The following is a 20,532-nucleotide window of genomic DNA, read 5'->3' as shown; positions in this document are numbered from 1 at the left end:
TAGGGGGGGGCGCCCCGGGGACGGACAAACCTACTCCGTCTCGCCCGGTCGAGCGCCGCGGGCCAGGGCGTCCTGGTACTCCTTGACGGCCTTGATCCTCTGCATCGGCTTCAGTCGCTCGAACATGGTGTTGCCATGCAGGTGATCAATCTCGTGCTGCAGGCACACGCAGAACAGATCGCCCGAAGCCTCATAGCGAATCAGGTTTGCGTCCAAGTCGTACGCCTCGACGACGACATGGTCGGGACGCTCGATCTCGCAGCTAATGCCAGGGATGGACAGGCAGCCCTCGCTAAACGGCACCAGATGGTCGCTCTGCTCCACGATCACGGGGTTGATGAGCACGTACGGGTCATAGTCGTTCTTGTCGGTGTAGTCGCAGTCGATGGTGACGAGCTGGATGAGCTCACCGATCTGCGGGGCAGCAAGGCCGCAACCGCCGTTGTCGAACATCATCTTCTTCATCTTCTCGGCAAGCGCCTCGATCGCCGGGGTGATCTCCTCGATGACGGCGCACTCCTGGCGCAGACGAGGGTCGGGCGACAGTACGATTCCGTTGGCTTCCATGGCCATCCTTTCGGGTTGTTACATCAAATCATAAGCGTCGACGTCAACGCTCACGCTCACGCCGCGCACGGAGCCCACCTCTTTGAGGCAGGCGTCGATATCATCAGAAACATGGTACCCCACGGGCGACTTCACAAGCAGATGGAAGCGGTAACGGTCCTTGGCTCTCTCGATTACACACGAAGCCGGGCCCAGCACCTGCGGCACGGCGCTCCCCGCCCGCAAAAAGTCGGGCGCGGCGGCGTGCCAGCGGCGCTTGAGGAGCTTTGCGATGCGGCCGATGTAGTCCCGCGCGTCATCCGCGTTCGTCGACCATACCAAGATGTTGGCCAAGCGCACGAACGGCGGATACAGGGCGTCGCGGCGCTGGTCCAGGTCGTAGTCGGTAAAGATCGAACGGTCGTGCTCGGCAACGGCGCGAATGACCGGGTCATCGGGCAGGTTGGTCTGGATGATAACCTCGCCAGGGCGATCACCGCGACCGGCACGACCGGCGACCTGCTCCAGCAGATCGTAGGCGCGCTCCCCTGCGCGGAAGTCCGGCAGCTTGAGGGCGAAGTCGGCATTGACCACGCCCACGAGCGTGACCTCGGGAAAGTCGAGACCCTTGGCGATCATTTGGGTGCCCAGCAACACGGCGCAATCGGCCGCATCGAACTGCTCGAGCAGCTTTTTGTGCGCATCCTTGCCGCGCGTGGAATCGGCATCCATGCGAATAATGGCGACGTCCTCGGGCAGCATCTGGTGCAGCGCGTCCTCGATCTGCTGCGTGCCCAGCCCCATTTTTGCCAGGTAGCGGCTGCCGCACTTGGGGCAGCGACTCGTGGGCGCGGGATACGGCTGCACGCGCCAAGACGAACCGCATGTGTGACACTGCAGCGTGTGCGTGCGCTCGTGATACGTAAGCGCGGTGGAGCAGTGGTTGCAGGTGGGCACGCAGCCGCACTCGCGACACATCAAAAACGGCGCAAAGCCACGGCGGTTATGCAGCAGCACGGCCTTCTCGCGGCGCTCGACCACACGCTCCAAGCCCTCCATCAAGGGTTTTGAAAACATGGAACGGCTGCCGTGTGAAAACTCACGGCGCAGGTCGGCGATGCGGACAGTAGGCAGCACGGCGTGTCCCGGGCGCTCGGGCATCTCAACGCGCGTCCAGGTGGCACCGTTATACGTGCCACGGCGGCAGCGGTCCAGGGCCTCGGCAGAAGGCGTGGCGGAGCCCAACACGAGCGGGCAGCGGTAGCGCCGCGCCATCTCGGCCGCCACCTCGCGCGCGTGGTAGCGCGGACTGGAGCCCTGCTTGTAACTAGTCTCGTGCTCCTCGTCGATGATGATGAGGCCCAGGTCGCCAAGCGGGCAAAAGAGCGCCGAGCGAGCGCCGACGACCACGCGGGCCGCACCGCTGGCAACCATATCCCACTGGTCCAGGCGCTCGCCGGCCGAAAGCCGCGAATGGAACACGGCGACCGTCTCGCCAAAGCGCGAGCGGAAGCGGCCGACGGTCTGGGCTGTCAGCGAAATCTCGGGTACCAGCACACAGGCAGAGCGACCGGCTGCGAGTACGCGCTCGATGGCGGAAAGGTAGACCTCGGTTTTGCCGGATCCAGTGACGCCATCGACTAGGACCACGTCGCCGTGAGCGTCAAGGCGTGCGCGCTCAATCTGCGCGAGGGCCTGTCGCTGACCGTTGGTGAGTGCCATCGGGGCCTTGCCGCTCGCCGAGGACAGCGTGGTCTGCTCGCTGCAGCCACGCCAGGCGCGGCGCTCCTCCACAACCACGACGCCGCGTTTTTCGAGCGCCTTGATGGTCGCCGACATGCTGTTATAGAGAAGGTTGAGGTCGCGCGTCGTGACCGGGCCGCACTGGAGCGCCTCGATGAGTTGGCGCTGGCGGACCGCGGTCTTGGGCGGCGTATAGTCGAAGCCTTCGGGCGTGAGCATGACCCAGCGATTTTGGATGGGTTTGACGGCTGGACGTTCAACCGTCCACACGCCGTCGTCACCCTTGACCACACGCGGACTGCCGCCCGGGGGCAAAAACAGGCGCAGGCACTCGGAAAGCGTTGCGACGTACTCGTGGCTCATCCAGCGCGCAATGCGTGCAGCCTCGGCGGTAAAGAGCGGTTTGCTGAGGATGGCTTCGACAGGCTTGATGCGCGAAAGGTCAAGGGCGTTGTTGCCTTGCAGGTCGCCCAGCTCGGGCGCAATATCGACGATGTAGCCTGCGGCGGCACGGTTGCCAAAGTGGACCAGGACCGTCGATCCGACCTGGGCCTCGTTGGCAAGGGACTCGGGAATGCCGTAGGCGAATGGCTCGGACAGCGCTCGGGTAGGAATGTCGAGAACCACGCTCGCGTAGGCAGCGATGGGCTCAGGTGCAGGCTTAGGCTGAGCCGAGGCAGCGGCAGGCATGAGCTTCACCGGAGACTCCTCCGGTTCCGGTGAACCAAACAGCGACAGTTGTTGAGCCATACACCACCTCTAACGAACGGACCTGAAAGGGGTGGGACAAAATAATCAGTGGTGTTTGTCCCATGGCCGATACGAGTGTCGAGCTTGTTGCGTCGCTCGAACATGGGACAAACACCACTGATTATTTTGTCCCAGCAACCCACTCATCGGTACAGAAACAAGAGCCCCGCTCGGGGTGAACGGGGCTCGGATACAAACGTTTGCGCAGCGACTACAGCGCCATCGCGCGGGCGCGGTCGATACGCGCCAGACAGTCGTCACGGCCGACGAGCGCCATGGTCTCGCCCAGCGGAGGGCTCACCATGTTGCCGCAAACGGCGACGCGCACGGCCTGGAACACCACGCGCTTCTTAAGGTCCATCTGCTCGGGCAGCGGCTCAAGCGCGGCGTCGATGGCCTCGGCAGTCCACTCGTCCACGCCCTCGAGCGCGGCCTTGGCGGCGTCCAGGATGGCACCCATGCCTTCCTTGGCCAGGCCCTTGTTGACGGATTTCTCGTCATACTCGAGCGTCTCGGCCGTAGCAAAGATGGGAGCGGCGACGGTCACGGCGTCGGCCGGCATCTTGGTGCGCGGCTTGACGATGGCGGCAAGCGCATCGATCCAATCCTCGCCGTACTCGACGTTGCCCTCGATGAGACCCGCCTCGTGCAGCTCGGGGACCATGATCTCGTCGGCAAACTGGGCATCGGACATGCCGTTGATGTACTCGGCATTGACCCAGTCGAGCTTCTTGGGGTCGAAGGTCGCCGGGTTCTTGGAGATGCGGTCGAGCGAGAACTTGCTGGCCAAGACATCGCGCGGGATGATTGTGGTCTCGCCGTCGAGCGACCAGCCGAGCAGCGCCAGGTAGTTGACGAAGGCGTCGGAAAGGTAGCCGGCGTCGCGGTACTCCTCCACCGAGGTGGCGCCATGGCGCTTGGAGAGCTTCTTGCCGTCGGCGCCCAGGATCATGGAGATGTGGGCGAACGTGGGCACGGGCGCGCCGATGGCCTCGTAGACCATGACCTGACGCGGGGTGTTTGACAGGTGGTCGTCGCCGCGGATGACATGGGTGATCTTCATCATGGCATCGTCGACGACGGTCGCGAAGTTATACGTGGGCGTGCCGTCGGAGCGGAAGATGACGAAGTCGTCAAGCTCCTTGGCGTCGAAGGTCACCTCGCCGTGAACGGCGTCGTGGATGACGACGTCGCCGCGGTCCTCGGGCACCTTGATGCGCAGGACGTAGGACTCGCCGGCCTCGATGCGACGGCGGGCCTCCTCGGGATCAAGGTCGCGGCAACGGCGCTGATAGCCCTGGAAGGGGTCCTTGCGCTCCTGCGCGGCCTTGCGATCGGCGTCGAGCTGCTCCTTGGTGCAGAAGCAGGGATAGGCCTTGCCCTCGTCCCAAAGCTTCTGGGCGGCCTGCTTGTACAGGTCCAGGCGCTCGGTCTGGGCGTAGGGGCCAAAATCGCCGCCCACCTCGGGACCCTCGTCCCAGTCCAGGCCCAGCCAACGCATGGCGCGCAGGATAATCTGCGTGTTCTCGTCGGTAGAGCGGGTGGGGTCGGTGTCGTCGATGCGCAGGATGAACGTGCCGCCGTTTGCACGGGCGAAAGCCCAGTTATAGATAGCGGTGCGGGCGCCGCCGATGTGCAGCTTGCCCGTCGGTGAGGGTGCAAAGCGGACGCGAACGTCTGATGCCATGGAAATCTCCTCGATTGCAGGATGGATGTCTAACCGCATCAGTATAAAGCAACAATGCCCACCTCCGCACAAAGGGCACCGACCCACTCATTGGGGACAGACTTAAATGACCATTCGTTGGGGACGTTCTTCGAAGCTGACTGAACAGGAGTGTCCCAAACTGCCGTCACTTGGGGACGTTCCTAAACTGCCGGCAGAAAAGGACCGTCCCCAAGTGCCGACACATAAGGAACGTCCCCAGGTGCCGTAAGAGCGTTCCTATTGGCTGGTCATTTAAGTCTGTCCCCAATGAGTAGGTGCGGAAAGCGTGTGAATGTTTGAATTACGCGCTATGATGTGCCCTTGCATAGAGAGCCCGGCGGAATGGTAACGGTCGCCGGGACACGTTTTTGAAAGGACAATCATGTCAGAAGAACTTCGTTCCATCCCACCCCAACACGGGTCCTTTGTTTTTACGTCGGAGTCGGTGACCGAAGGTCATCCCGATAAGATCGCTGATCAGATCAGTGACGCCGTCCTCGACGCAATCCTCGCCAAAGAAATAGAGCTGCAGGAGCAGGGCTATATTGCGCCCAACGGTGTGCCCGCCAACGTGGAGAACGTCCGCTGCGCCTGCGAGACCCTCGTGACCACCGGCACGGTCATCGTCGCCGGCGAGATTCGCACCCAGGCCTACGTCGACGTACAGGAAATCGCCCGCGGCGTCATCCGCCGCATTGGCTACAACCGCGCCAAGTTCGGTTTTGACTGCGACACCTGCGGCGTTATGAGCCTCATCCACGAGCAGTCGCCCGATATCGCCCAGGGCGTTGACGAGTCCTTCGAGACCCAGACCGGCGCTACCACCGACCCGATCGACCTGATCGGCGCCGGCGACCAGGGCATGATGTTCGGTTATGCCTCCAACGAGACCAAGACCCTCATGCCCATGCCGCACTACCTGGCAAGCCGCCTGGCCGAGCGCCTGGCTGCCGTGCGCCATGACGGAACCCTGCCCTACCTGCGCCCCGACGGCAAGACCCAGGTCACCGTGCGCTACGAGGAAGGCAAGCCCGTGGAGGTCACGACCATCGTCATCTCCACGCAGCACGCCGCCGAGATTGAGGACATGGGCAAGATCAAGGCCGACCTCATCGAACACGTCATCACCCCGGTCATGGCCGCCGAGAACATGCCGTGGGACAACGCGGACATCTACGTGAACCCCACCGGTCGCTTTGTCGTGGGCGGCCCCATGGGCGACACGGGCCTCACCGGCCGCAAGATCATCGTCGACACCTACGGCGGCTACGGCCGTCACGGCGGCGGCGCCTTTAGCGGCAAGGACTGCACCAAGGTTGACCGCTCCGCCGCGTATGCCGCGCGCTGGGTCGCCAAGAACGTGGTCGCCGCCGGCCTGGCCGACCGCTGCGAAGTCGAGCTTGCCTACGCTATCGGCGTGTCCAAGCCGTTGTCGATCATGGTCGACACCTTCGGTACCGCGCATGTTGCCGAGGACAAGATCGTTGAGGCAGTAGAGAAGACCTTCGATCTGCGCCCGGGCGCAATCATCCGCGACCTAGACCTGCGTCGCCCCATCTACGAAAAGACGGCAGCCTACGGTCACTTCGGCCGAGAAGACGCCGACTTCACCTGGGAGAATACCGACCGAGTCGAAGAACTCAAAGCAGCCTGTGGCCTGTAGGCTTACGAGAAAAGCCACAGCCAAATAGAAACACGCCAAAAAGAGGTACCGGAACAACCGGTACCTCTTTTTTATTAACCGGTGGCGAAGATGAGTCGACATGGGACGCAGAATAGGTTCCCAGCTGATGAATTTTGCAGCAAGCGTGCCCCTACCATGTATCCTAAGTTCCGAGGGCTTTGGTATTTGGTCGATCGCGAGTTCCGCACGAGCCGGAGGCCACTTAATGTGGCCTCCGTGCGAGTCAGGACTGTAGAGCAGGCGACCAAATACCAAAGCCCTCGGAACGACGGGATAGAACAGGAGCACCCATGGCAGGCAAGCCGCAAACACTAGCTACGACCTCGGCATTCGAAATCTTGGGGCCCGTCATGGTCGGCCCCAGCTCATCGCACACCGCCGGCGCCCTGCGGTGCGCCCAAGTTGCCGCCAGCCTGCTGGAAGGCCGCATCACCAAAGTCACCTTTGAGCTGTGGAACTCCTTCGCCCACACCTACCGCGGCCACGGTACCGACCGTGCGCTCGTCGCGGGCATCCTGGGCCTCGACACCGACGACGAGAACATCAAGCAGGCCTTTGACCTCGCAAGCGAGCAGGGCCTCGAATATCACTTTGACATCAAGGGCGACGACGCCTCCATCCACCCCAACACCGTCGACATTGACATGGTCGACGACACGGGTGCGACGGCACAGGTCCGCGGTGAGAGCCTGGGCGGCGGCAAGATGCGCATCAGCCGCATTAACGGCGTCGGCGTTGACATCTCGGGCATGTACTCAACGCTCTTCGTGGCGCACAAGGACGTCCCCGGCGTGCTCGCCGCGCTCACCAACCTGCTCGCCTACGCACACGTGAACATCGCCTTCTGCCGCACCTACCGCACCGAAGTGGGCGGCCAGGCCTACTCCGTCTTTGAGACCGACGGCGCGCCCGACGACACTGTTGTCCCGATGCTGCGTAAGCTCGACAATGTCGATTACGCGACCTTTATCGAGCTCCCCGGTTCTGCTTCGTCGCTCTCCCCCGGCGTCTCGGCCAAGGAAATCTTCGACGACGGCGAGCAGCTGCTCGATGCGTGCGAGGAACTGGGGCTCAGCATCGGCGCCGTCATGGCCGTTCGCGAGGCGCGCCTGACCGGCGAGGCCCACGCCGTCGCCGCCATGCGCCGCGTGCTCGACGTCATGCGCGAGGAGACCACGGCCCCTATCGTCAATCCGCAGCGCTCGCTCGGCGGGCTTATCGGCGGCGAGGCCAAGCTTGTCGATGCCACCGGCCGCAACGACCTGAGCTCCAATTTAATGGGCGCCGTCCAGACTGACGCCGTGGCCCGCGCCATGGCCGTGCTCGAGCGCTCGGCCACGATGGGCGTAATCGTCGCAGCTCCGACGGCAGGATCCGCGGGCGTCGTCCCCGGCTGTGTGCTGGCACTCGCCGACGACCTGCAGCTCGACGACGAGCAGGTGATGGACGCGCTCTACTGCGCAGCAGCCATCGGCCTCAACCTCACCACGAGCGCCTGCGTCGCCGGCGCCGAGGGCGGCTGCCAGGCCGAGGTGGGAAGCGCCGCCGCCATGGCTGCCGCCGCGCTGGTGCAGATGCTCGGCGGCACACCCGAGCAGGCGCTCGACGCCAGTTCCATCGCGCTAAGTAATCTGCTGGGCCTCGTTTGTGACCCCGTCGGTGGCCTCGTGGAGGTGCCCTGCCAAAACCGCAACGCCATCGGCGTGGCAGCCGCCTTTAGCTCCGCACAACTCGCCCTCGCCGGCATTAAGAGCCTGGTGCCGTTTGACCAGATGGCACACGTCATGCTCTCGGTTGGCCACGCCCTGCCGGCCACGCTGCGCGAGACGGCAAAGGGCGGCATCGCACAGGCTCCGGCCGCACTTTCGGCCTGTGCAAAATGCGGTGTGTGCGGATAGCGACAAAGAACGACTCGAAGGTGGGACAAATGTCCCACCTCTTTTGAATGCCACCGTTTCCATACCACAATCAACTAGGTAATCGCTATAATGCAAGCCCAGTAAAAACACGATGAGCCGCAAGGCGAAATTCGAAGGATATGCACACGATGTCGCAAAACGATCGAACTCAACTGATTCCCGATCCGCAGCAGCCAAGCAGGCACACCGGCGGCGTTCAGTCGCCGCGTCCTATCGCGCCGAGCCACGGTCAGCAGCGTGGTGCGGCAAACGCTTCGCAACGCCCGAACCAGCAGCGCCAGCAACGTCAGCAGCGCCAGGCAAACGGCAATACGCCCAAGCAGCCCCCCAAGCACGGTCGAGGCGATCGCGGCCCCGCGCGCAAACCCACCGGGAACAATAAGTCGGGCAAAAAGACGACGCTCTTTGTCCTCCTGGGTCTTATCGTCATTGTCTATATCGTAGGCGTCGTAGCGTTTTCGCAGGTAGCCTACCCCAACACCACCATCGCCGGCGTCGACGTCTCGTTCTCAAACGCTTCGTCTGCCGCCACCAAGGTCAACTCGGCGTGGAAGCACTATAAGCTCACCGTGGCGGGCGATGACTTTAGCTGGACCTATCAGCCCGAGTCCGATGAGCCCATCGTCGACGGCGAAGCGGCCGCAATAGAGATCATCAACCACAACGAAGCCTTTGTATGGCCGGTCCGCCTTATGGAATCCTTAAGTGGCAAGACCAAAACAACCGCTACCTCCAACGAAGTCGATCTTGATCAAGACGTCGACCTGTCCATGCTCTCCGACACTTTTGACCAAAAGAAGTTTGAGGAGGATCTGGGCGCCGCCATCGACGAGTTTAACGAGGGGCGTTCGGGCACGTTCGAGGCCAATAGCTCCTATGACGAGCAGGCCGGCAAGTTTACCGTCGAGAAGGCGCGCTCCAACGAAAAACTCGACCGCGAGCATGTCATTAAGTATGCCGAGCTCGAGCTTGCCTCGCTGTCCGAGACCGTAGACCTTTCCAAGCTCGGCAACGATGCCTATGAGCCGCTCAATGGAACGCTGACCGATGATCAGATTCAGGCCGCATGCGATGCCGCCAACAACTTCCTGGGCGTCAACGTGACCCTCAAGCTCAACGGCGAGGATGCCGGCAAGGTTGATGGCAGCTCTGTGTTGCAGTGGATCAGCTTTGCCGATCCGGCCAACCCCACGCTCGATACGTCGCAGATCAGCAGCTGGGCAGCCGAGCTCGCCAACGGCTTTAACACCGTGGGCTCCACTCGCTGGTGGACGCGCGCCGATGGCAAGCAATGCGCCGTCGAAGGCGGCGACTTTGGTTGGTCCATCGACAGCACCTCGCTCGCCAAGCAGGTCGAGGACGCCATTAACAACAAGCAGACCGGCGAAATCGAGATCAAGTACTCCCAGAAGGCCGACACCTTTACTGCAAAGGGAGAGCCCGACTGGAAGGCATACGTCGATGTCGATCTGTCCGAGCAGCACGCGCGCTACTACGACGAGGGCGGCAATATCGTGTGGGAGGCCAACTTTATCTCCGGCAAGCCGGGAGAGGACGCCACCCCCGAGGGCGTATGGCAGATCAACAGCAACAATGGCGCCAGCAAGCTCATCGGTGCCAAGGACCCCGAGACCGGCAAGCCAAAATACGAGAGCCCGGTCAGCTATTGGATGCCGTTTGAGGGAAACATGGTCGGTTTCCACGATGCAACGTGGCAAAACGACAAGAGTTTCGACGATCCCAACTCCTACAAGTGGTGCGGCAGCCACGGATGCATCAACCTTCGCCTGGCCGACGCCAAGGCGCTGCACGATTGCATCAAAGTCGGCCTGTGCGTGGTTGTCCACTCGTAGTGCAACGCGCGCAATCATACAACATGCAACTGCTGCGACCAATCTAACAATTCCGAAAGATACCGTCCTATGCGCCTGCCCCAACCGGCGGGCGCATATACTTATCAAGGTTCTTTCTATAAAGGAGACGCTATGCCGAATGTCCCCAACATCACCACGGGCCCGGATGATACCGAGCACACGCCCGAAGGTGCCACCGAAACGCTTCCTCTGATCACAGACGTACATGCCGACAAGGAGAGCGGACGCACGAACGATGCGGCCGAGATAACCGATGAAGAGGCATATGCCAAGCTCAGGGCAAAACGTGCCGAACGTCGACGCAAAAAGCTGATTCGACGCGGTATTGCCGCCGGCGTCGTGGGTGCCATCGCACTCATTGCCATTGTCGCAACCCTGGTTATCAATTCGCAGCCACAGGGCGATAGCGGGCCTGCGACCGACATGGTGACCGAGGGCACGTTTAGCACAACGGTCGAAGCGAAAGGCCAGCTCAAACCCATTTCGTCCTCAGTGGTCTCCCCTTCTGTCGACGGCACGGTCGATTCGATCAACGTGCAGGCAGGCCAATCCGTAAACGAGGGCGACGTGCTTATGACCATTAAAAACGACGAGCTCGATCGCAACGTTGCCGAGGCGCAGCGTGCAGTTGCAGCCGCTCAAGAAGACCTCGCCAACGCGCAGAAAGCCGCAGCTGCCGCGCAGGCCAACCCAACGACGGACGTCGACGGAGCTTCCGCAGCGGCTGGCATCTCCGCCGCATCAGCGGACACGAACGCCGTATCGGCCGCGCAGCGCAGCCTCACATCGGCCCAGGCAAACCTCGATCAGGCGAACGCCAAGGCCGCCAGCCGTACGGTCACGGCCCCGAGCTCGGGCAGCATCGTTGAGCTCAACGCCAAGGTGGGCGCCACGGTAACAGGCGGCATGATCATGGGCGAAAGCGATACGAGCGGCGGCAAGCAGTGCATGCAGATCGCCGACCTGTCCAAGATGAAGGTGACGGTTCAGGTGGGCGAAAAGGATATCGCCAAAATTGCCGTGGGCCAAAGCGCCAACGTGACCTATCCCGCGTTTCCCGACATCGTGAGCCAGGGCACCGTCACGGCTATCGCCTCGGTGGCAAACTCCGACTCCTCCTCCGGGAGCGGCGGCAGTGTGACCTTTAACGTCGACATCCTCATCGAAGCACCTGACAGTCGCCTTAAGCCGGGTATGACTGCCGAGGTCTCGGTAGTGACCGAGAAGCTCGACGACGTGGTTATGGTGCCGACCATGGCGCTGATGACCGAAGACGGCGAGCACTATTACGTCAATCTGGCCACCGATTCGGAAGGCAAGAAGACGCGCCGCGTGAAGGTGACCGTCGTGACGCAAAACGACAACGAGGCTGTAGTCGGTAAGACGCAGGTCAAGCGCGACGACCAGGGCAACGAGATCAACCCAGACGTCCCGGTTACCAAGTTACGCGACGGCGACACCATCGTGACGGATACCGGCACAGGCATGACGGCAGACGGCGGCGACAACATGCCTGCCGACGAGGGCAAGTAATGCGTCCCGTCATCGACATCCGCAACGTGCACCGCATCTTTGAGAGCGAGGCCGGTTGCGCCCACATCCTGCATAACGTGAGCCTGGCAGTAGACCCCGGTGAGTTCGTTGCCATCACCGGCCCCTCGGGCTCGGGCAAGTCGACGCTCATGAACATCCTGGGCTGCCTGGACAAACCGACGGCGGGCGATTACTTCCTGCAAGGGCTCAACGTCGCCGAGCTCGACGATGACGAGCTCACCGAGGTGCGAGCGCTGAGCATCGGCTTTGTCTTTCAGAGCTTCAACCTGCTGCCGCGCCTGACGGTGCTCGAAAACGTCATGCTGCCGCTGTCCTACACCAATGTGCCGCGCAGCCAGCGCGAGATGCGCGCCGTACACGCGCTGCAGGCCGTCACGCTGCCCGTCGACCACTGGGACCACCGCATATCCGAGCTCTCGGGCGGCCAGATGCAGCGCGTCGCCATCGCGCGCGCCCTTGTCAACGATCCACCCATCATTTTGGCCGACGAGCCGACGGGCAACCTGGACTCCGCCACGGGAGCGCTCGTCATGGAAACCTTCCACAAGCTCCAGGAGCGCGGCAAAACCATCGTGCTTATCACACACGACCCCGGCATCGCCGCCGAGGCCGACCGTGCCGTGACCATCCGCGACGGTCGCATTCACGACGGCGCGTATATTCCGCATGCACCGCGGACCCTACGCAGCGCCGTAGATAGCCTGCCCATGATTTCCGCCTCCGCCAACCCGCCGAAAGGAGTGATGGCATGAGCGCCCGCGATCTTATCCAGGAAGCCCTTCACTCGCTCGAGGCCAACAAGGGGCGCAGCCTGCTCACCATCCTGGGCATTGTCATCGGCATCGCCTCGGTCATTGCCATGACTTCGCTCATCGGCGGCATCCAAAACAGCTTGGTCAACAGCCTGGGCCTCAACGCAGCTCGCATGGTTCAGATCTATTCGTCCCAAGAACTCTCTGATTCTGACGTCCAGAAGCTTAAAAAACTGGTGCCGCAGATAGAACAGATCGGCATTGTCAAAAGCGCGTATACCGAGTACAAGACCGGCGATAAAAGCTATACCGTCATGGCACAGGGTGTCGATAGCGACATGCTCGACGCCGTGGGTGCCAGTAAGCTCGTTGCGGGGCGCACCTACACCGATGTCGAGTCAAAGGCAGGCTCGCGCGTGGCGCTCATCAGCCGCGGCGGCGCCGATCAGCTTTACGGCAACGAACAGGATGCGCTGGGAAAAACCATCAAAGTGTCCAACGGTGAGGTGCAGATTGTAGGCGTGATTGATGGCGGCAGCGACTCCATGGGCTCGCTCACTTTGTATATGCCACGCGAAACCATCTCCGGCCTATTTGGCGACGAGAATCCTTCATTCCCCAGCGTGACGGCACTTGCCGCCGAGGGCACGGACATGGATGAGCTCTGCAAGACCATCGAGTCCAAGGTGCGCGCGATGAAGGGCATCGCGGAGGATGATGAGTACGACAGTGTATCGGCGACCTCCATGAAAAGCGCTATCGACTCCCTCAATTCCTTTATGGGCGCCTTCTCGCTCATCATGGGTGCTGTCGCCAGTATCTCGCTGCTTGTCGGCGGTATCGGTATTATGAATATGATGCTCACCAACGTGACTGAGCGCATCCGCGAGATCGGCATCCGTCGCGCTCTGGGCGCCAGTCGTCGCGATATCACCGCGCAGTTTTTGGCCGAGTCCTCGGCGCTGTGCGTCACCGGTGGCCTGCTGGGTGTCCTGATAGGCTATCTGCTGGCCTGGGGCCTCGCGACGTTTGCCTCCGGATCCGGGATTCTTGGCGAGCTCGGTGCCAGCGGGCAAATCACCCCGAGTTTTTCAATCGCCACGGTGCTGCTGGCCTTCGCCGTCTCCGTCGGCATCGGCGTAATCTTTGGCTTCTACCCCGCTCGACGCGCGGCAAAGCTCGACCCGGTGGAGTGCCTACGCTACCAGTAAGCCACCACCGACAAGTTGCGGTGATTTAGGGACTGAATATGCTATCTAGCAGCAAAAACAGACACTATTTCACCGCAACTTATTGAAGGGCTGTTTGCGCCAGTTCCGGGCGTCCTCGAGCTATTGGTGGATGACGGGCTTGTACGGGTCGAGCTTGCTCGAGGCGATCCTCCTCGCAGGCGCGGCGAGCGCCTAGCGCGCGAACTCCCGTAAGAGCGCATCTTCCACTTCCCGAAGCGAAAGGGCCCCGCCTCCCTCGGCGGGACGGGTGACCACGATACAGCGCGCTCCCACGGCGCGCGCTGCGGCGAGCTTCTCAGCCGTGCCGCCTACGGTTCCCGAGTCCTTGGTCACAAGCCACTGGGCGCCCACCTGCCGAAGCATCGCCTCGTTGAGCTCGCGGGTGAAGGGCCCCTGCATGCCGATGACGTGCGACGGCGAAAACCCCGCGTCGATGCACTTCGTTATAGCACCGGGCAGCGGGAGCACACGCACGAAGAAGCGCTCCGCGAAATCGGCGACGCGCGTGTAGGGAGCAAGCTCCTTGCTCCCCGTCGTGAGAAGAACGCGACCCGGGTTCTCGGAGAGAAAGCGCGCCGCGCAGGCGATCGACGCGACCGGCACGACGCCTTTGGGCAGCGCCTCGACCGGGCGCGCAAGGCGCAGGCATCGTGCACCCACGGCGAGCGAAGCGGCCCGGATGTTGTCGCTTGCGAGCGTAGCGAAGGGGTGCGTGGCGTCAACGACGATACGCGCGCCGGAAAGCTCGCGCTCCATGTCGGCATCGTCGAGCCTGCCCGCATGCACCTCGATGCCCGGAAGCTCACCCAAAAGCTCGCCTCCGTACTCGGTTGCCGCGTAGGCACGGGCGGGGATGCCCGCCCCGCTCGCCCATTCACACAGAAGGCGGCCCTCGGTGGTGCCGGCGAAGATGCGCAGCGCCGGCGCGGATGCGGGCGCCGTCACTTCGGGCCGCCTGGGCGCGTGATCTGGTAGAGCAGCGCATTCATAATGGCAGCCGCCACGGTCGAGCCGCCCTTGCGACCCCTCGCGACGATGGCCGGCACGCGTCGTGCGAGTAGCTCCTCTTTCGCCTCGACCACGTTCACAAACCCGACCGGCACCCCAACGACGAGCGCGGGCGCGATCTTCCCCACGTCCATGAGCTCGGCGAGGCGCAGAAGTGCTGTGGGAGCGTTGCCGACGGCCACGATGAGCGGACCCTCGATGCGGCAAGCTTTGTCCATGCTCGCAACGGCGCGAGTCGTGCCCGCGGCGCGCGCAGCCGCGGCGACATCAGGGTCGGCCATGTAGCACACGGCCTTGCAGCCGAGCTTCGCGAGCGCGGGCTTGCTTATGCCTGCGAGCGCCATGTTCGTGTCGGTGAGCACCGTGGCCCCTGCACGCAGTGCGTCGAGCGCACAGTGCGCGGCGTCATGGGTGAACACGAGGGAATCGGCGTACGAGAAGTCGGCAGTGGTGTGGATGACGCGTTTCACGACGGGCCCTTCGAGCGGCGGGAACGTGCGGCCGCCGAGCTCTTCGGTGATGATCTCGAAGCTGCGCCGCTCGATGTCGCCGGGCGCCATCTCCTTGGAATCCATCTAGTACTCCACTCCTTCCCTTGCACATATCCCCTGAGAGTAGGGGTGTTTCTCGCACCGCATCTCGGTTATGTAGTCGGCCTTCTCCAAGATCTTGCGGGAAGGCGCGCGCCCGGTGAGCGCTACTTCGACGCCGCGCGCGGACATATTGAGTGCGCGGTCCACGAGCGCCTCGTCGACAAGCCCCTTCGAAAGCGCGTCGAGCGCCTCGTCGAGCACGAGCAGCCCCTCCCGAGCGCCCTCGAGCTCGGCGAGCGCGGAAGCGAGGTTCCCATCGTGCAGCTCGCACGTCGCGGCAAGTTCTTCCGACGTCATCGACCAGGTAAACTTGTCCGACACCTTCCCCGCGAACAAGGGCACGCCGAAATGCTCGGCGAGCAGGCGCGCCTCCCCGCTTTCGCCGTCTTTCAGGAACTGCACGACGACGACGCGGCGGCCTGCGGCGAGCATGCGAAGGGCGAGGCCCATCGCCGCCGTGGTCTTGCCTTTGCCGTCGCCATGATACACGTGGATCATACGCCCTCCTCGATAATGCGGTAGACATACTCCATGTCGAGCGCCCCGCGCACGACGTCGGCCAGGCGGTCGAACTCGCGCGCACGGTGATCGGCTGCGGACGCTGCGCCCGCAGCACCCACGACGCTCTCGGGCAGGCCGCGCATGCGCGCGAGCGAGCGCGCGAGAGCGAGCGCCACCCCCGGTTCGTCGAACAGGCCGTGGAGATAGGTTCCGAACACGTTTCCGCAGGCCGCGCCTTCTGGTTTGCCGCCAATCGTGCCCGCAGGGGCGCAGGAGACGGTCGTTTCGCCGTCGTGAATCTCGTACCCGCGCGCCGTCATGCCGTTCCACACCGAGAACGCGCCTTGGGCGCCCGTGATGCGCAGCTCCGACTGGGCGAGGCACTTTTCCTCCTTGAACACCGTACTTGCAGGGATGAGCCCGAGCCCGCGCGCGGTACCAGCGCCTTCCCTGCCGTGCGGGTCGGAAAGCTCGTCTCCCAAAAGCTGGTAGCCTCCGCATATGCCAAGCACCGGCGTGCCCGCGCCCGAAAGCGCGCGTACACAGGCTCCGATGCCGCTAGCCGCAAGCCAGCGCGCGTCGTCGAGCGTGGTCTTCGAGCCGGGAAGCACCACCAGGTCGGGTCGGCCCAGATCGGTCGTCGAGGAAACGTAGCGCACGCCCATGCCGGGCACGCGCGAAAGCGGGTCGAAGTCGGTGAAGTTCGACAGATGCGGAAGGCGCACGACGGCGACGTCGATGACGCCGCGCGCCTCGCGGGCAGATAGGCGCGGCGCGAGCGAGTCCTCGTCGTCAAGGTCGAGCGTAAGATACGGCACGACCCCCACGACGGGAACTCCGCACATCTTCTCGAGCGGGGCCAAACCCGGGCGCAGGATTTCCACATCGCCGCGGAACTTGTTCACCACAAGCCCCCGCAAAAGCGCGCGGTCCTCGGGCGCAAGGAGCGCGACCGTGCCGTAGAGCTGGGCAAATACCCCGCCCGGGTCGATGTCGCCCGCAAGCAGCACGGGGGAGGACACGGCGCGCGCGAGCCCCATGTTGACGATGTCATTTTCGGCAAGGTTGATTTCGGCGGGGCTGCCGGCGCCCTCGATGACGATGACGTCGTTTTCCTCCGCGAGCGAATCGAACGCCTCCAAAATCTGCGGCATGAGCGCCTTCTTTCGCGCGAAGTAGTCCCTCGCAGCGAAGGCTCCCTGCGCCTTGCCGGCCACGATGAGCTGGCTTCGGTGGCCGCTTTCGGGCTTGAGCAGGATGGGGTTCATGCGCACGTCGGGCGCGATGCCGCACGCCTCGGCCTGCATGATCTGGGCGCGCCCCATCTCGAGCCCGTCGGCCGTGACGCCGCTGTTGAGTGCCATGTTCTGGCTCTTGAAGGGAGTCACGCGCAGGCCGTCCTGCGAAAGCACGCGGCACAGCCCCGCCGCGAGCAGGCTCTTCCCCGCGTTCGACATGGTGCCCTGGATCATGATGGGCTTGGCCCTACCCACGGGTATCGACCTCCTTCGCCAAGCCTCGGCCATCCGCGCCCGCCATAGCGCCGCTGAAAGAAGCGCCGCCCCGTTCGTCGGGTTCGCCTTCGCCCGATGCGTCTTCCGCCCGAAGCGCACGGCCGAACGCCATCGCAAGCCGGGCGTTCTCCTTGCGCGTACGCACCGCGACGCGGCACCAGAAACGGGACAGTACCGAAAACGAGTCGCACGTGCGGACCAAAACCCCCTGATCATACAGGCGCTCGGGGATGTCTTTCGCCGGCGTGCGGACTAAAAGGAAGTTCGCATCCGACGGCACGACGGAAAGCCCGAGCGAGGAGAGCTCGTGGGAAAGCCACGCTCGCTCGCCCTCCAATACATCGCGCGTGCGCGAGACGTATTCGACGTCTTCCAGGGCGGCGATACCCGCGGCCTCGGCGACCGAAGAGACGGGCCACGCCTGCCCCGCCCGGCGAATCCCCTCGATGAGTTGGGCGTTTCCGCTGATCAGATATCCCAACCGCAACCCCGCCATTCCGTAGAGCTTGGTGAACGCGGAGAGCACGGCCACATGGCGCGAACACGCGGCGCGTGCGGCCACGCTCCTTTCGCGGGCGTCGGGCGCAAATCCGAGGAAGCACTCGTCCACGACGAGCAGCGCGCCCACCTGCTCGCAGCGGCAAGCCGCGGCCTCGATCACGCTGGGGTCGACGAGGCGCCCCGTCGGGTTGTTCGGATTGCAGAGGTACGCCACGTCTCCCGGCCCCTCGATCGCGCGGGCGAAGGAGGCGGGCACGTCGAAGTCGTCCGCTTCGGAGAGCGGGAACTCCTGCACGCATGCGCCGTAGTACGATGCCGCCTCCGCATATTCAGAGAACGTCGGCGCGCACACGACGATGCGTTTCGGGCGCACCGCCGCGGCGAGCCGCCAGATGATGTCGGACGCGCCCGCGCCGCAGACGATAGTATCTTCGGGAATGCCCTGGTCGCGCGCTAGCGCGCGAACGAGGGCGCGGCTTTCCCTATCGGGGTAGGCGTCGATTCGAGAAAGCGCCTTGCAAGCTGCGGCGACGGCGCGCGGCGAGGGGCCTGCCGGATTCACGTTCACCGAGAAGTCAATGAGGTCGGAGGCACCCCCTTCGCAAGCGATGCCGAGCGATTGCGCGCTGCCCCCATGCGTGCGGGCGCGCAGGATTCCCCCGGCAGCCCGGGGCGCGGCGTGGTCTTTCCTCATGCCATCGCCCCCACGGCGAGCACGACCGCCGCGCGCGCGGCGCCGAAGACGACGAGCGCGCATACGGACGCGGCGAGCATGAGCCTTGTCGCCCGGGCGATGTCGCCCCACTCGATTTCGCGGGACGCGTCGCCTATCGTCGGTTTCTCAACGAGCTTGCCGAAATACACCGCGGGTCCTGCCAGGCGCAGTCCGAGCGCACCCGCGCACGCCGACTCGGTCTGCGCCGCGTTCGGGCTCGCATGGCGACGCCTGTCGCGGCGCCAGATGCGCGCCGCCCCGCGCGCGTCGAGCCCGACGATCGGGCACACGGCGATCATGAACAGGGCCGATAACCGCGAGGGAATCCAGTTCACCGCATCGTCGAGGCGCGCCGAGGCGCAGCCGAAGTCGATGTAGCGCTCGTTTTTGTAGCCCACCATGCTGTCGAGCGTGTTCACCGCCTTGTACGCCATGCCCAAAGGCGCACCCCCGATCATAAGGTAGAAAAGCGGCGCGATGACACCGTCGCTCGCGTTCTCCGCCACCGTTTCCACGGCGGCGCGCGCGACGCCCTGCTCGTCGAGAACAGACGTGTCACGTCCCACGATGAGCCCGACGGCTTCGCGCGCCGCGACAAGTCCGCCCTTCGAGAACGCGCGGGCAACGGCCAGGCTCTGGCGGCGCAGCTCGCATGCCGCGAGAATCTGATAGCTCGCCCATGCCTCGGCCACGAAGCGCAAGCCGGAGTGAACCATGCCGCAAAGATGCAGGATTCCCCAGGTCAAAAGCCCACACGCAAGCGGAAGCGCCACGGCGAGCACAAGCCCTGCGGCGCGCGTGCCCGCGGACGTTTGCGGGAATGCGCCCCGCAGGCGGCCTTCGGCCCACGCGATCGCGCGCCCCATGGCGACGACGGGATGGGGAAGCCAGCGCGGGTCGCCGAAGGCAAGGTCGGCCGCGAACCCGGCGGCGACGGCAAGAATCGTCATCACCGGGCATCGCCCCCCGAAGCGGGGCGAACGTCGCGAAGGCAGCGCCCATCCCAAGTGGCGGCCCATGCGCCGCCCGGCTCGGTATGCACGTCGAAGTATCCCATTTTCGGGACAGCTAGCTCGGAGAGCAGCGCTTTCACGGTACCCGCGTGAACGACGAAGACGGCGCGCCCACTCCCCTGGGCGCGCTCCGATTCGCACGCCTCCCGAAACGCCGCGATGACGCGGCGGGTGAAATCGCTCTTGCCCTCGCCATGCGGGCAGCGCGTCTCGCACCAGGAGTCTACCCAGGCGCGATAGCGCGCATCCTCTTTAAGCTCGGCGGCGCTTCGCCCCTCGAAGTCGCCGAAATCCATCTCGCGCAGACCGGGGCACGCCATAAGCTCCGCGTTCGGGAAGAGGATGCGCGCCGTCTGGTCGGTGCGGGCCATGCCGCTCGTGATAACACGGAACACGTCACGATCGCACGCGAGGTCGCGCAAAGCGCGCTCGCCCGCACTCGACAGGGGCTCGTCGGTGCCCGCCCCGCTGTAGCGATGGTCTTCCGTGCCCGCCGTGGCACCATGGCGCACGAAGACGACTTCCAAAAGCGCACCCGCGCCCTGCGTCCCTCGAGGTGCATCGGCAAGGTTTCCTTTGATGACCTGGGGAATCCCGCACGTCATGCGCACGACGACGTCGGCGCGCGCAGCGAGCGCGCATCCCAGGCGCCCCGCGCGCTCGCGCCATTGGGCGTCTTCCGCACTCATGGGGACGACCCCCGAGCCGACCAAGGGCAGAATCACTGCGTCGAAGCCGATCAGCCGCTCGAGCGCCCGGTCAGCGTCGAGCGCGCGTACGAGTTCCTCAGCACGGTATGCGACGCGGCCGGCAAAAGCCGCGGGCACGCCGCCCTCCGCAAGCTGCGCCGCGTCGACGAAATCGTCCGCCGCGAACCCGAGTTTTTCGCGCACGAAGGTCCTCTTCCCCGAATGCGCGCCACCTA

16 protein-coding genes are annotated in these 20,532 nt (G+C 64.0%); 6 read left to right on the top strand and 10 right to left on the bottom strand.

The window, feature by feature from the left end:
• Positions 1-30: 30 nt before the first annotated feature.
• From def to gltX, 3 genes are all read right to left on the bottom strand, one after another.
• Positions 31-567, bottom strand: a complete 537-nt coding sequence (gene def, locus DWZ15_RS03295; RefSeq protein WP_118449363.1) for a peptide deformylase — start codon at positions 565-567, stop codon at positions 31-33.
• An 18-nt stretch (positions 568-585) separates the two neighbouring features.
• A complete protein-coding gene (gene priA, locus DWZ15_RS03290; RefSeq protein ID WP_233544627.1) occupies positions 586-2,979 on the bottom strand; it encodes a primosomal protein N' in 2,394 nt (797 codons plus the stop codon).
• A gap of 271 nt (positions 2,980-3,250) precedes the next feature.
• Positions 3,251-4,726, bottom strand: coding sequence for a glutamate--tRNA ligase (gltX, locus tag DWZ15_RS03285; RefSeq protein ID WP_118449359.1), 1,476 nt, complete (start codon positions 4,724-4,726; stop codon positions 3,251-3,253).
• Positions 4,727-5,129: 403 nt separating this feature from the next.
• On the opposite strand from gltX, the gene metK reads away from it, so the two are divergent.
• From metK to DWZ15_RS03255, 6 genes are all read left to right on the top strand, one after another.
• A complete protein-coding gene (gene metK, locus DWZ15_RS03280; protein ID WP_118449357.1) occupies positions 5,130-6,410 on the top strand; it encodes a methionine adenosyltransferase in 1,281 nt (426 codons plus the stop codon).
• Between the two features lie 311 nt (positions 6,411-6,721).
• Positions 6,722-8,329, top strand: a complete 1,608-nt coding sequence (sdaAA, locus tag DWZ15_RS03275) for an L-serine ammonia-lyase, iron-sulfur-dependent, subunit alpha (protein ID WP_118449355.1) — start codon at positions 6,722-6,724, stop codon at positions 8,327-8,329.
• 149 nt (positions 8,330-8,478) lie between these two features.
• The gene (locus tag DWZ15_RS03270) at positions 8,479-10,203 is read left to right on the top strand and encodes a L,D-transpeptidase (RefSeq protein ID WP_158572487.1); all 1,725 of its coding nucleotides are present in this window, start codon (positions 8,479-8,481) and stop codon (positions 10,201-10,203) included.
• A 132-nt stretch (positions 10,204-10,335) separates the two neighbouring features.
• On the top strand, positions 10,336-11,757 hold the full coding sequence (locus DWZ15_RS03265; protein ID WP_158572486.1) for an efflux RND transporter periplasmic adaptor subunit: 1,422 nt from the start codon (positions 10,336-10,338) through the stop codon (positions 11,755-11,757).
• Positions 11,757-12,530, top strand: coding sequence for an ABC transporter ATP-binding protein (locus DWZ15_RS03260; RefSeq protein ID WP_118449349.1), 774 nt, complete (start codon positions 11,757-11,759; stop codon positions 12,528-12,530). The genes DWZ15_RS03265 and DWZ15_RS03260 overlap by 1 nt, the downstream gene beginning before the upstream one ends.
• Positions 12,527-13,741 carry an ABC transporter permease gene (locus tag DWZ15_RS03255; protein WP_118449347.1) on the top strand — a complete coding sequence of 405 codons (1,215 nt, stop codon included), beginning with the start codon at positions 12,527-12,529 and terminating at the stop codon, positions 13,739-13,741. The genes DWZ15_RS03260 and DWZ15_RS03255 overlap by 4 nt, the downstream gene beginning before the upstream one ends.
• Positions 13,742-13,933: 192 nt before the next feature.
• Here the strand turns inward: DWZ15_RS03255 and cobK are convergent, their stop codons facing one another.
• Genes cobK through DWZ15_RS03220 form a run of 7 tightly spaced genes read right to left on the bottom strand, consistent with a single transcriptional unit; the run spans position 13,934 to position 20,500 of the window.
• The gene (cobK, locus tag DWZ15_RS03250; RefSeq protein WP_118449345.1) at positions 13,934-14,707 is read right to left on the bottom strand and encodes a precorrin-6A reductase; all 774 of its coding nucleotides are present in this window, start codon (positions 14,705-14,707) and stop codon (positions 13,934-13,936) included.
• A complete protein-coding gene (locus DWZ15_RS03245) occupies positions 14,704-15,345 on the bottom strand; it encodes a precorrin-8X methylmutase (protein WP_118449343.1) in 642 nt (213 codons plus the stop codon). The genes cobK and DWZ15_RS03245 overlap by 4 nt, the downstream gene beginning before the upstream one ends.
• On the bottom strand, positions 15,346-15,861 hold the full coding sequence (locus DWZ15_RS03240) for a cob(I)yrinic acid a,c-diamide adenosyltransferase (RefSeq protein WP_118449341.1): 516 nt from the start codon (positions 15,859-15,861) through the stop codon (positions 15,346-15,348). It abuts the gene before it with no gap.
• The gene (locus tag DWZ15_RS03235) at positions 15,858-17,357 is read right to left on the bottom strand and encodes a cobyric acid synthase (protein WP_233544621.1); all 1,500 of its coding nucleotides are present in this window, start codon (positions 17,355-17,357) and stop codon (positions 15,858-15,860) included. The genes DWZ15_RS03240 and DWZ15_RS03235 overlap by 4 nt, the downstream gene beginning before the upstream one ends.
• Complete coding sequence (locus DWZ15_RS03230) at positions 17,350-18,573, bottom strand: histidinol-phosphate transaminase (protein WP_158572485.1); 1,224 nt, start codon at positions 18,571-18,573, stop codon at positions 17,350-17,352. Before DWZ15_RS03230 ends, DWZ15_RS03235 begins: the two co-directional genes overlap by 8 nt.
• Positions 18,570-19,544: an adenosylcobinamide-phosphate synthase CbiB gene (cbiB, locus tag DWZ15_RS03225; protein ID WP_118449335.1), complete on the bottom strand. Its 975-nt coding sequence runs from the start codon at positions 19,542-19,544 to the stop codon at positions 18,570-18,572. Before cbiB ends, DWZ15_RS03230 begins: the two co-directional genes overlap by 4 nt.
• On the bottom strand, positions 19,544-20,500 hold the full coding sequence (locus DWZ15_RS03220; RefSeq protein ID WP_233544620.1) for a histidine phosphatase family protein: 957 nt from the start codon (positions 20,498-20,500) through the stop codon (positions 19,544-19,546). Before DWZ15_RS03220 ends, cbiB begins: the two co-directional genes overlap by 1 nt.
• Positions 20,501-20,532: the final 32 nt, after the last annotated feature.

It is taken from the genome of Collinsella sp. AF29-7AC (assembly GCF_003475665.1).
In the GTDB taxonomy this organism is placed as follows: domain Bacteria; phylum Actinomycetota; class Coriobacteriia; order Coriobacteriales; family Coriobacteriaceae; genus Collinsella.
This window is presented reverse-complemented; position numbering and strand designations above follow the sequence as displayed.

What these genes read in the sequence shown, in the direction of transcription:
- def (WP_118449363.1), bottom strand. Translation starts at nt 567, where the DNA reads ATGGAAGCCAACGGAATCGTACTGTCGCCCGACCCTCGTCTGCGCCAG.
- priA (WP_233544627.1), bottom strand. Translation starts at nt 2,979, where the DNA reads ATGCCTGCCGCTGCCTCGGCTCAGCCTAAGCCTGCACCTGAGCCCATC.
- gltX (WP_118449359.1), bottom strand. Translation starts at nt 4,726, where the DNA reads ATGGCATCAGACGTTCGCGTCCGCTTTGCACCCTCACCGACGGGCAAG.
- metK (WP_118449357.1), top strand. Translation starts at nt 5,130, where the DNA reads ATGTCAGAAGAACTTCGTTCCATCCCACCCCAACACGGGTCCTTTGTT.
- sdaAA (WP_118449355.1), top strand. Translation starts at nt 6,722, where the DNA reads ATGGCAGGCAAGCCGCAAACACTAGCTACGACCTCGGCATTCGAAATC.
- DWZ15_RS03270 (WP_158572487.1), top strand. Translation starts at nt 8,479, where the DNA reads ATGTCGCAAAACGATCGAACTCAACTGATTCCCGATCCGCAGCAGCCA.
- DWZ15_RS03265 (WP_158572486.1), top strand. Translation starts at nt 10,336, where the DNA reads ATGCCGAATGTCCCCAACATCACCACGGGCCCGGATGATACCGAGCAC.
- DWZ15_RS03260 (WP_118449349.1), top strand. Translation starts at nt 11,757, where the DNA reads ATGCGTCCCGTCATCGACATCCGCAACGTGCACCGCATCTTTGAGAGC.
- DWZ15_RS03255 (WP_118449347.1), top strand. Translation starts at nt 12,527, where the DNA reads ATGAGCGCCCGCGATCTTATCCAGGAAGCCCTTCACTCGCTCGAGGCC.
- DWZ15_RS03245 (WP_118449343.1), bottom strand. Translation starts at nt 15,345, where the DNA reads ATGGATTCCAAGGAGATGGCGCCCGGCGACATCGAGCGGCGCAGCTTC.
- DWZ15_RS03240 (WP_118449341.1), bottom strand. Translation starts at nt 15,861, where the DNA reads ATGATCCACGTGTATCATGGCGACGGCAAAGGCAAGACCACGGCGGCG.
- DWZ15_RS03230 (WP_158572485.1), bottom strand. Translation starts at nt 18,573, where the DNA reads ATGAGGAAAGACCACGCCGCGCCCCGGGCTGCCGGGGGAATCCTGCGC.
- cbiB (WP_118449335.1), bottom strand. Translation starts at nt 19,544, where the DNA reads ATGACGATTCTTGCCGTCGCCGCCGGGTTCGCGGCCGACCTTGCCTTC.